Genomic DNA, 11,725 nt, shown 5'->3' with positions numbered 1-11,725 from the left:
ATTTTGATACCCCCAGAACCTATTCATCTTTTCTCATTAAATATTTCCGGTTTTCCGGTTACATAATAGTCGACTTGTCTGTCAGAATCATCAACCACGGTTATATTCACAAGTTCATCCGTGACGATGTCCTTGGACCCGGATTTGCTCGCCTCAAATAGTTTCCATGCATATCGCCATGTTGTAACATCAGAATCCAAGGTGCTGTCATCAAGACCGGGAGAATATTCCGTGACTAATTTTGAATCAACCAGTTTTTGATATTTAACTCTGAAACCCTTAGGTTTTCCTACCCAGCCGTTGGCAATAACCTTTAACCCCTGTGCTAGCTTCATATTTTTCTCCTTTTGCTATACTTGGTCTTCCTGTATTTCCCAGGGCAATTCTTTGGTATCCAAACCAGCAGATTCTTCATCCTTATAATGGTGAACATCCAATTGTGGATAGGCAAATTTAATCTTTTCGCTATCAAATCTGAATTTGGTTTTTTCCAACAATTCGCATTTAGCAACCCAGTATTTGGCATTGTTTACCCAGCAGCGTCCGCCAATTTCAACTCCGTGTGACGCCAGCTTTAACACATATACTTGGGGGGCAGGTTTTGTGAGGACCCTCGGGTCTGCTGTCATGATTGCTTCCAAAACCTGTTTTGCCTTTGCCAGGTCCTGGTCATATCGGATACTGACATCAACATTAATTCTTCTGGTTTTTGTTAATTGATAATTTATGACAACATCATCAAGTATTTTCCGGTTGGGAACAAAAAAAGTTTTACCGTCAAAGGTCTTCAACCTTGTGTTGAGAAGAGTTGTGGCCTCTATTTTCCCCAGGAGGTCTCCTGTTTTTACCGTATTTCCCACTTTAAAGGGGAGGGTGGGAATTAAAGGGCGAAAAATCACCATAACGCCAATGGCGCAAAGGACAACAATCATTATGAATGCAATCAAAGGTCCAGGTTTAGCACCGATCTCCATGGCAGCCGTTATTAAAACAATGGCCAAAAGAATGATACCCAGACTGTTTGAAATAATGGAGATGGTAGCAGCATTTTTTATTATTTTTGCCAGCAGAATTTTTAAATTTCTAACCGTCCATTTTGTGATAAAAAGTCCAACAACAAGAACACTCAATGCGATAATCAATTCAAGCCCATGATTTTGCATCAACTTACCCAGCTCTTGAAGTTTTGAGACCTGCTCGTTCATCGGAACCTCCTGTTTTTAATTACACTTAAATTAAGGGTAGATAACCTTCCATTCTTTTTTCATATCCACCACAGTCCAGCCATTTGAGTCAGCTTCAATCAGTGCTTTGTCCAAACGGCCGATATGGGAGTTTCTATCATAGGCAAATTCCCTTGTTTCATCGGTATGATGGACGATTCCTGCAAACCGTTTTGCGGTGACACCCAGAGTCGTATATTGCAGCATTTGTAAATCACCGTCGGAATTGCCAAAGGCAAAAATCGGGCGTCGCCCAATATGCTGGTTGATGCCAATCGGTTTTCCCGCTTTATCGTCGATAAAAATGACTTTCGCTTCCCTTACCAGCACGGGTTTTCCATCCTCTATTTTGAATTTAGTAACGATTGAACTGCCCACGACCCGTTCCGGTGGAATACCATATATTTCTTCACTCCAGGGCCTCATAAACTCAATACCGCCACCGGATACAATATAGTTTTTAAAATCGTTTTTCTGCAGGTAATCCAATAGTTCAAGCATGGGCTTAAAAACAAGTTCAGTGTACGGTTTTTTCAAGGTGGGATGCGTTGCGGTCTGCAGCCATTTTTTGACGATATCGGTAAAATCATTACTTGTCATTCCTGCATGGGTGACCATTATTAATTGGATCAATCCCTCTTCTCCTGAGGCCACAAGCGTTTCCATGTCTTCTTCAAGCACAGCTTTAAAAGGCTGCTGGTTCTTCCATTCCGGATGATCTGCTGCCAGCTCTTTGACCCGATCCATGGCAAAATAGAGTTGAAAGTAAGCAGGTTGTTCGGACCAGAGAGTACCGTCATTGTCAAAAACAGCGATACGTTCACCAGGCGGTACATAGTCAAGACCGGATTTATCGATTACGGCTTGGACAAATGCGATAATAGCGCTTTTGCTTGACCCTTCATTCCAGGATTGCAATGGGTCGTTCTGGGCCCAAGCAAAATGAAAGGAAGAGCAGAACAGGAACAATACGGCAAGGAATAATTTATTTGATTTATTCATTTTTTTCCTTTTTTCATAAAATTTTTGACACTTCCTTTGACACTTCCATTGTAGTACCCTACTGCAGAATCCTATAACTCTGTACAATAACGGTTTGTCGGGGTTATACGATTAATTCCTGGAAAATACTCAAAATCCATTAAACAAGAATTTATAATAAGAGCCTCTTGCAGATAAAACGTATTTTCAAGTTTTCGTCTGCATATTGTGGATTAGAAATTATGTTCATACAAATTGTTGTGTAGCTCCTTGCAAATGAAATGGTTCTGCAAGAACTTCATAATAGATCCTATTTTAAAATAATTCAATTGCATTTTTATCATCAAGTTAATAACATAAAGTTATATATTATTATTTTTCAGGTAGATTTTTTATGAATATTACAATTAGACACCTAAAACAAATTCAAGCGATTGATACCCATGGCAGTTTTGCTGACGCCGCTAAAGAACTTAATATATCTCAGCCAGCATTAAGCAGGTCAATTGCCACTTTAGAAGGAATTCTGGACGTCAAATTATTTAATCGCTCAAAAATTAAGAATCGCCCGACGGCGTTTGGTCAGCACATTATAGAAAAAGGGCTGCCGATAATTAGACAGATGTTTCTTCTTGAGCGTGATATAGAACTGATAAAAAACATAAAATCAGGAAAACTATCCATAGGCATGGGTTCTTTTGGGGCAAAAATGATGCTTGGTGGTGTTATAGAGAAACTCTGTACAAATTTTCCCCAAATAAACATTACTACATTTATAGATGCTGCACCGCTGGTAATTGAAAGATTAGAAAATTTTGATTTAGAAATGGCTTTGGTAGACCTACGGATAGCAAGCAAAATAATTCCATTGGATGAAATGAAAGTTTTTCCTTTAAATATACATCAATGCTATTTTTTTTGTCGAAATACGCATCCCATATTGAAACTAAAAAAAATCACTATGAAAGAAATCATAAATTACCCTCTCTCTACTGCATGGCTTCCTGACTTTGCCTATTTAGGAATGGCTCAAGAAGCCAAACTTCCTGACAGTTATAGATTGAAAATTAAAGATCAAGCCATCCAATGTGAAGATTGGGAAATTTTATTTAAGATCATTGCAAACGGAAATAGTATTGGATTGTCATCCCTACCGGTTATCCTGAACAGCCATCTTTCGAATCAATTTGTCACTTTACCCCCAAGCTTTGATGGGTGTTACACTAACCTTGGTATTCTCGTTAAAAAGGACATGTCGTACTCACCTGCAATGAAAAAATTTCAACAGTATTTGATTGAGGAGGATCAAATATTATCCATAATGGAGAAAAGTCATAATACAAAGGCTATAATGGGCCCCGAAAGTAAACCAGTTGCTAATGATCTGGTTTAATATGAAAGAAACCGGCCCATTAGTTCTTGGTCTGCCAGCTAGTTTACAATCTTTAAGGGATGATATGCGTCATGATGTATTGATCAGCCCAAAAAAAGAATATAGTTTCTACTATTTTGATGATCTTCGAAACGCCGGATGCGGCCCTCAATTATTTTTCCTGGAATACTGATGAATTCGATGGAAAGTTGTGAAAGAATTTGTTCAAACTGTTGATATCTTTCAAGCCCTCTTCTTTCTGCCGTAATGCTTTGGCTTTTTTCGAAATAGAAATCATTTTTTCCCGTCACCTATCAATACAGAACCAAAATCCAGGTTTGCTTCCGTGTCAAGGTCCTGAAAAAATACAGATTTGACTTGTTCGTCTTCTGCATGGGGGGTCAGTAGGCTTACTGCAACGGTCACGACCAGGGAGCAAGCGTAACCCCAGACTGAAGGCCAAATGTTCTGAGTACTGTAAAAATAGGATATTATTGAAGTTAGCAGGCCTGCCATCATACCCCAGACAATTCCGGCTCTGGTTGAATTTTTCCAGAACATAAGCGCAAGAAAGGGAATAGTCATGCAAGCGCCGGTGGTTTTGAAGGACAGCATGAGCAAAGGGATGATTTCCTGAGCGGCAAGAGCGATGATTAAGCCTATGCAAGAAAATCCAACAACCCCCAACCGGGAAAAGATAAGAATCTGTTGACTGGAAGCGTTAGGTCGTAGGTAGCGCTGGTATATGTCTCGGCTGATGGAGGCGCTTCCCATCAAGATAAAGGAATCTGCTCCTGACATGATAGCTGCGATTAACCCAACAATTATTATGGCGCCCAGCGTTGGAGGAAAAATGGTTTTGATGGAAACAGTAAAGACCTCCATGGGGAGAAGGCCGGGTTCTAAAAAGCCTATTGTGCTAATTCCGATGAAAAAAGAAAGGCAAAGAAGAATACCAGAAAAAAACAACCCTGCCACAATACCCCAGATAGCTACACCATCGCTTTTAGCTGCAAAATTTCGTTGCCATAAACTCTGCCAGACCAGGAAAGACATTCCTAAAGTGGCAAAAGAGGCTAAAACCGATACTACCCCCTCCTCTGGACCAAATGGTTTCCAAAAAGACTTGGGAGTGGATGTGAAAAGATCAAATCCTTCTCAGCCATGTTTCAGACTCAGGAAAAAGAAAAGAATCAGACCTGCTGCAAGAATAATGGCTTGGATTAAATCGGTCAAAATGGTTGTGGGAAGACCACCCAAAAAAGTATATGCTAAAATAATAAAAAAACCAATGTAAATACAATAGATCAAATCCATATCAAAAAAAGTATGGAAGACAACCCCCATCCCCAAAATCTGAGCGCCGAGCATGGGGGCGGCTAAAACAAAAATCTGAATTAGGGCTGGAAATAGACCTGCAGTTTTTCCATAGCGCAATGAAAAAACGTCAGAAATAGTGTAGATCTCAAGTTTTCGAAGACGACGACCGAAACACAGGGCAAAAATCAGAGCAAAAAAAAGGGCCGGCAATACCAACAAAAAGATTCCGTTGATCCCAGATGTATACCCCTGGCCAACAAATCCAATAAATGCCGCAGCGCCGCAAAATGTGGCCACAACTGTCCCCGCTGTGGAAAAAAACCCACTTCCCGTCCTGCAGCAAGATATTCCAGTGCTGTTCGGATACGAAGTGAATGGACGATGCCCACTGTGATCATTACAACCAGGTACAGCCCTATAAGGAAATAATAAATTTTATCGGCATCATTCATGAGATATACCCATCGAGCCTCCTCAGGACTATGATCAACCTATACGAAGGGCTGGCGGGGTATTATTCTAAAGAATGGGGCGGGGTCTGGCGGGGTAGCCACTGAAGACATCCTGTCAAAAGCAAAGAAGATGAGAAAAAAAAATTAAATCCAAAGAAAATACACTTTTTTTTAAAAAAAATAGAAAAAACTCGCAACAAAAAAAAGACGCAACATAATTGGAGACCAAGTTGATTCTGGTTTATACCCGAAAAATATTTTTCCAGAATCTACCAAAATATGATCTATATATTAAAAAAACCACTTTGGGAGAATGGCCGGGGATGGAGCCCATGGCTTATATAATTTAATGAAAATCTCAAGGCTGAAAAAGCCCTATATCCCATATGTTGGGGTGCCCAAATTTATCTGGCCTTAACCCTATGAATACATATTGTCACTGATCGGGCATATATAGACACTTCAAAATCAATTAAACGCCCCTTAAATAAAGGGTCTTACCCCATAAATAGAGTACCAGACAATATAACTGCTCTCGGTAATGCTGAAGGTGGAACCTTATTTGATCAAACATGAGCACAGATCAACAAATACTTGTTTATTATACTTTCCCTGTAGGACATCGGTTTTAATAATTTGCAATGCATCATATGGCTCTAATACTGCTCTAAATTTTTTATTCCGATATTTTAATGGTTCATAGCTATCTATCAGACCAATAACCTGTGCCTCAAATGAAATATTTTTTATACCATTTGGATATCCACTGCCGTCAAGTAGTTCATGATGCTCAAGGATGGTTAAAGAAATCGATTTATCAAAAGAAGGATACAATCTCATATCTCTATAGCCTTTAATTGTATGAGTTTTGAGTATGGCATATTCTTTATCAGTAAGTTTTTCATCGGTTTCAATAATATTTTTATCAATGTGGGATGTGCCTATATCATGCAAAAGAGCACAAAGAGCAAATCTCTTGATTTCATCATCAGAATATTTTTTAAAAAAACAATATTGGGAGGTAAGGGCTAATACATTCACAGAGTGTTCAATTATTTTGGTGCTATTACTATTCATTGCCGCAATGGCATGTAATAGATCTGAGTTTTTTTTTACGCCATAAAATAGAATCTCTATCGTTTCAGGCAAAGAAAAAAGGCTTATTTCAAGCGGGCCTTGTAATGCTTCTTCAACAATTTGGCAAAGACCTTGTTTGATAGCCTTCACCCCCTTTGAGCTTATCGCTTTTGCCAGTTTTATGTTTAAAACCGATTGCAATTTTTTAAGGATTGATGCTTCATCATCTTTGCTAATAAAAAACTGTGGGTACTGGTTTTTCTCCAACATCTCTCGATCTAATTTTTTATCAGTTGCTTTATAAAGAAGCGGCTCCCCATCCTTTGAAATATAGTATAAAGAAAAATCGTTATAAAGCATTATATGAGATTTTTTTATGGGTATTAATTCTTTCATCGCTTCAATAATAATTAATTTTCATTTTCACTATAAATATCAATGTCTGGGTAATATTTTTTTGCACACTCCTGGCAGATGCTATGGCTAAATTCTGCCTCGGAATGTTCGTGGATATAACTTTCTATTGTGTTCCAATATCCTTTATCATCCCTGATTTTTTTACAATGAGAGCAGATAGGAAGGAGCCCGCTTAAAGTTTTAACTTCTTTTAACGCTTTCTGGAGCTCAGAAATAAGCTTTTCTTTCTCGGCTTCGGCAATTTTTAGCAGGCGATTGTCATCATCAAGCTCAATAGATGTTTGTCGAAATATTTCCAGTGCTTTCGCCATTTTTCCTATTTCATTTTCTTTTTTCAAGAAAGGCACATTTAAAACCAGCTGTTTTTCCCCAAGTTTCCTTAGAATAGATGTTAAACGTCCAATTGGCGAAATGACCTTCGAGTTGATATAAAACATTATCAAAAACACGACTAACAATGAACCAGCACTGCTAACACTCTGAAAGATCAGTTGTCTCCAGTTTTCATTGAGATTGTAAACAGAATAAGATTTCGTTTCTAAAATGACAACATTCATGAAACGGGCAATTTCTTTAAGAGCTTTCACACCGTGACTAAGAAATTCCGCCTGGGAGTACGGATAGGGACCGCCTGTTTTAGCAAGAGGAAATATTTCGTTTCTATATGGAAGGTAGTTGGAAAAATAACTCTGTTTTAATTCATTGAGCGCATTTGGAATATCAGATTTTGAAAAGCCCTGGCATATAGCCGCTATGTTCTGAAAATGTTGAAGAGTATTGATATGAAGCTTTTCTATCTTTTCAATTAATTCCCCTTTAATAGGTTTTTGTGAAAGTATGGTCGCAGAAAGGATCGACATTTCTGGACCAGCTGTATTTCTTAAAGCTAATACTTCATGTTTTAGCGAAGAGAATCTACTTATAACTCCATCCGCATCACTGATATCTATCGAAATGGTCACGAGAAGTGTTTCAATGCTCTCGATGTATTTGGTCATTGCAGCAAACCAGATTGCCGCAAGGCCCTGTTTTCTGCTGCTTTGAGGTACCACCAAGTCTTTATTCGTTCTTTGTCTCAGTTTATTGATTTGGTCTTGTATTGTTTTTACTTGACGAACCTTTTTCTCTAAACCTGGCAGATCTATTTCTGAAAGGCTTTTGAGAGCTTTTGATAAGGAACCATCACCTTCATTACGACGTTTTATAATAAACGTCCTGTTAGCCTCCATCTTTTCAACAGGACCTGTATCATTGAGCACAACGTTAACCCGTCCCCTCTCAAAGCCATAATTTCCGACTGCTATAAAAAGATAATCGCTAACATCGTTAAGAAATGATACGCGTTTTGCACTCTGTAAACCGTCAAGAGATCTATATAAACCCGGGAAAGAAGAAAATAGATATAAAACGATAATTGCCACCAAGGAGGCAGAAAGAATAGTTTTTATTTGCTTGAAATCAGTATTGTTGCCTGTTTCTCCACCCATGCTTTTGTTGCTCGTAGTTTTTTGTGTTGGCTTTTAGTCGCCTGAACCCTGTACGAAAACACCACGCTTTAACAGTACTGTTATAATATGCAAATCTACCTAAAAAGGCAATACTCGGCCAAAGATTTAGTAAATCAAAACCGAACAATCATGGTATTATGCGTCAGGAGTCAAATTCAACAAATCACCGAGCGCTTCATCCACCAGTCCGGGCTTTTTTCAATTCCCCAAAATACCAGATATGGTATAGACAAATCTTTCTGGCTTTGATGTGAAATCAATCTATATGAGAAACGGCAGGGCCAAATGAACCAGTTTCCCATTAAATTTTATTAGAGTAGATTTTGGTATATACCCCGGAAAATAAATCAGGCATATTTGAACAACCTCCCCAGGGAAGCAAGTCTGAAATTCAAAGGATTTCATTGCATAAATTAATTTGAATATTGACTCTGATAAATGAATATCCTATGCTTTCTGACATGAAAAAAATAATCAAGATCATCTTCGGGCTCGTTTTTGTTGCAGTCTTGGGATTTTTCGGGCTTGTCGGGTATGCCACCCTTTCAGACTATCGGCCTGATCCAACCACCCCTGTGTTTGAAAAACAGGATGCCAGGGCCATTTCAGACAAAAAAGATTTTAAGCTTTTAATCTGGAACCTGGGGTATGGCGGCTTAAGCGCGGACATGGATTTTTTCTATGATGGCGGAAAACAGGTGAGACCGGTCAAAAAGATTGTGACGAAAAATCTATCTGTCATTGAAGCCTTTATTGCCAGCCAAAAGGACATTGATTTTTTCTTGTTCCAGGAAGTGGATCAAAAATCCAGGCGAAGTTATGCCATGGATGAATATTCAAAAATCGCCGGAATATTTCCCGGATTCCATTCAAGCTTTGGAAAAAATTATGATGTCTTTTTTGTGCCTATTCCCCCTTTAAATCCCCTGGGCTCTGTTTTGTCCGGCCTTCATACCCTGGCCCGGTTTGAGCCCTCTTTAGTGACCCGGCATTCTTTTCCCGGCAATTATAAATGGCCCATGGGTTTGTTCATGCTGGACCGGTGCTTTCTTGTATCCCGATACACACTTGATACAGGCAAACAGCTATTGGTCATCAATACCCACAACTCTGCCTATGACGATGGAACACTTAGAAGCAACCAGATGGCCTATCTTGAGAGTTTTTTAACCCAGGAATATGAAAAGGGCAATTATGTGATCGTGGGCGGCGACTGGAACCAGTGCCCGCCAGACTTTAATCCTGGGTTCAAACAAAATCTCATGGACAATGAAAACCGCATGGACATTGAAAAAACGTTTCTTCCCCAATGGAACTGGGCCTATGACAGCACAACGCCAACCAATAGAAGGCTTGTCGCCCCCTATGATCAAAAAACAACCCTGACAACGGTGATTGATTTTTTTCTGGTCTCCCCCAATATTGACGTCAAAAAGGTCCAGGGTATTTATCTTGATTTTCAGCATTCAGATCATAACCCAGTGCAATTGGAAATCAGCTTAAAATAAATTTGAGCCCCGATCAAAAACCGGGAAAATTGGCGGTTTTTGATCGGGCACTGACGATAGTATCATTTATAAGATTTTTTACTCTGGGGTTTTTTTGCCCCGCCTTTGTGTCAGGCCAGCTTTTTTGTGGCCACCTTGTCTTTGTCGTTCCTTAGCATCAGCCTATCCGAACAATAATTTAGTGCGCAGTGAAGTGCGCACTGTGAACCCTGTATGAGCGATTAAAAAAACAATTTAGTTCGAGGTTTAGTTCGAGGTTCAAATCAACTATTATCGGATAACAAATTTAGTCCGAGCCTCGGAAAACTTACTCCAGAAAACTCCAGTGCAGGCTGAAATTATAAAAGAGATGGATACCAGTGGTTCTGCTTTTTTATTTTTCTTGATGTCACAAAGGTTATGGTTTCAATGTAAATTTCCCCTGAACTATTCAACCAGGAGAGCGGATAGATATCTGGCTGCTGTGTTTTTGATATATTGGACACTGTGAAAAAATGTTCTAAATGAAACTTGTCAGTGAATAAAGTTGAACGTGACAATGTACTGAGTGAAGGGAAACCTGGTGTCCGAAAAAGCCGCGGGGACATCAAACTCTGTAAGCGAGAAAGGCCGCAGACCCTTCACATCAGATACGATTGTGTGGTTATGTGTTTTAATTTATTCTCATACGTTGACACTTTGAATTATACACCTACTTTTTTTTATTAGTCACCAATTACTTTATAGAAAGCTTCGATAAAAACATCATAGTTTTCATACTGGGGCATATGACCGAGTCCATCCAACTCAATAAGCACTGAACCTTTAACCATATCTTTAGCTCTTTTTCCGAGTTCTTTATATTCACCTAATTTTCTCTTTACACCTTCTTTTAACCAACCTCTACCGGGGCCAGTTTTATCTCTGGTACCAATGATTAAAAAAGTTTTACTCGTAATTTGTGAGAACCTGCCTATTATATTTTCTGAGAAAATAGGGCCATAAGTTAATGCATTATTCCAAGCAACAATTTTCCAATCTTCTCCTGCAAGCATTCCTTTTAAAGGAATTAAAAGCTCCTCGTATTCACTTGACCATTTTCCATCATAATAATTCTTTTTTTGATAATTTCTAGCTTTATCCAATGTTTTAGCAAGTTCTCTTTTATAGAAGAAATTGACATCTTTGAATTCTACATACTTTCCGTAGTCTTCTAAACCAATAGGGTTGATCAGAATAAGTTTATTAATAAATTTAGGATAATTAACAGCAAAGGTAGTAGCCAACATTCCCCCCATTGAGTGACCGACAAGATCAAATTTTTTAATATTTAAATTATCCAGCATGGATTTAGTATTTAACGCCAGCTGCCCAAAGCTATATTGGTATGAATCGGGCTTTGAGGATTTCCCAAAACCAATTTGATCCGGTATCACCACTCTGTATTTTCTCTTTACAAGATCTTTTGCAACTTTTTCCCAATAGTAGCCTGAAAAATTTTTGCCATGCAATAAGACAATTACTTTTTGCGCATCCTTATCTCCAATATCCATATATCGCATTTTTAAATCTTGATTTTGAGAATTAAACTTGTATGTGTTGACTTCAAATGGGTACTTAAACCCATCTAACTCTTTATTATACTTAATGGGGTTCTCAGCAAATGCCTGTAAAGTTACGGCAAAAATAAAAAATAAAAAATAAAAATACTTTTTCATATTAACTTCCTCCTTTTTTCAAATTTTTTAAGTTTGCTGGTGTGCAGTTTTTCACTTAATTTTTCCTAATAACATCACCGGTACAATGTGGTTTCGGGAAGAACCACCGGTTGATCGGTGCCCCCCCCCAGTTGAGTAGCCCAAGGGAACTTCCCCCTCAGGCTCTCTCA

General features: G+C 38.7%; 8 protein-coding genes and 1 pseudogene. 2 read left to right on the top strand and 7 right to left on the bottom strand.

The annotated features are described in order from the left end of the window. Positions 1-23: 23 nt before the first annotated feature. From ACZ45G_RS02390 to ACZ45G_RS02380, 3 genes are read right to left on the bottom strand one after another with little or no spacing between them, the layout of a single operon-like run. Positions 24-335 carry a hypothetical protein gene (locus tag ACZ45G_RS02390; RefSeq protein ID WP_464175055.1) on the bottom strand — a complete coding sequence of 104 codons (312 nt, stop codon included), beginning with the start codon at positions 333-335 and terminating at the stop codon, positions 24-26. 15 nt (positions 336-350) lie between these two features. Continuing rightward, positions 351-1,205 (bottom strand): mechanosensitive ion channel family protein, encoded by an 855-nt coding sequence (locus tag ACZ45G_RS02385; protein WP_464175054.1) that lies wholly within the window; start codon positions 1,203-1,205, stop codon positions 351-353. 30 nt (positions 1,206-1,235) lie between these two features. Further along, complete coding sequence (locus ACZ45G_RS02380) at positions 1,236-2,225, bottom strand: HAD family hydrolase (protein ID WP_464175053.1); 990 nt, start codon at positions 2,223-2,225, stop codon at positions 1,236-1,238. Between the two features lie 373 nt (positions 2,226-2,598). Here ACZ45G_RS02380 and ACZ45G_RS02375 point away from each other — a divergent pair, with 373 nt between their 5' ends. Further along, the gene (locus ACZ45G_RS02375) at positions 2,599-3,597 is read left to right on the top strand and encodes a LysR family transcriptional regulator (RefSeq protein WP_464175051.1); all 999 of its coding nucleotides are present in this window, start codon (positions 2,599-2,601) and stop codon (positions 3,595-3,597) included. Positions 3,598-3,870: 273 nt separating this feature from the next. Here the strand turns inward: ACZ45G_RS02375 and ACZ45G_RS02370 are convergent. The 3 genes and pseudogenes from ACZ45G_RS02370 to ACZ45G_RS02360 form a co-directional block, all read right to left on the bottom strand. Further along, positions 3,871-5,193, bottom strand: a pseudogene (locus ACZ45G_RS02370) (sodium:solute symporter family protein). Between the two features lie 713 nt (positions 5,194-5,906). Further along, positions 5,907-6,821: an HD-GYP domain-containing protein gene (locus tag ACZ45G_RS02365; RefSeq protein WP_464175050.1), complete on the bottom strand. Its 915-nt coding sequence runs from the start codon at positions 6,819-6,821 to the stop codon at positions 5,907-5,909. A gap of 14 nt (positions 6,822-6,835) precedes the next feature. Continuing rightward, complete coding sequence (locus tag ACZ45G_RS02360) at positions 6,836-8,329, bottom strand: HAMP domain-containing protein (protein WP_464175049.1); 1,494 nt, start codon at positions 8,327-8,329, stop codon at positions 6,836-6,838. A gap of 482 nt (positions 8,330-8,811) precedes the next feature. On the opposite strand from ACZ45G_RS02360, the gene ACZ45G_RS02355 reads away from it, so the two are divergent. Further along, complete coding sequence (locus ACZ45G_RS02355) at positions 8,812-9,858, top strand: endonuclease/exonuclease/phosphatase family protein (RefSeq protein ID WP_464175047.1); 1,047 nt, start codon at positions 8,812-8,814, stop codon at positions 9,856-9,858. Between the two features lie 704 nt (positions 9,859-10,562). Here the strand turns inward: ACZ45G_RS02355 and ACZ45G_RS02350 are convergent. Next, positions 10,563-11,555 (bottom strand): alpha/beta fold hydrolase, encoded by a 993-nt coding sequence (locus tag ACZ45G_RS02350; RefSeq protein WP_464175046.1) that lies wholly within the window; start codon positions 11,553-11,555, stop codon positions 10,563-10,565. Positions 11,556-11,725 lie beyond the last annotated feature (170 nt).

The sequence above is a fragment of the Desulfoconvexum algidum genome (assembly GCF_055382125.1).
Note: the sequence above shows the minus strand (reverse complement) of the source record. Positions and strands in the feature narration are given on the sequence as shown.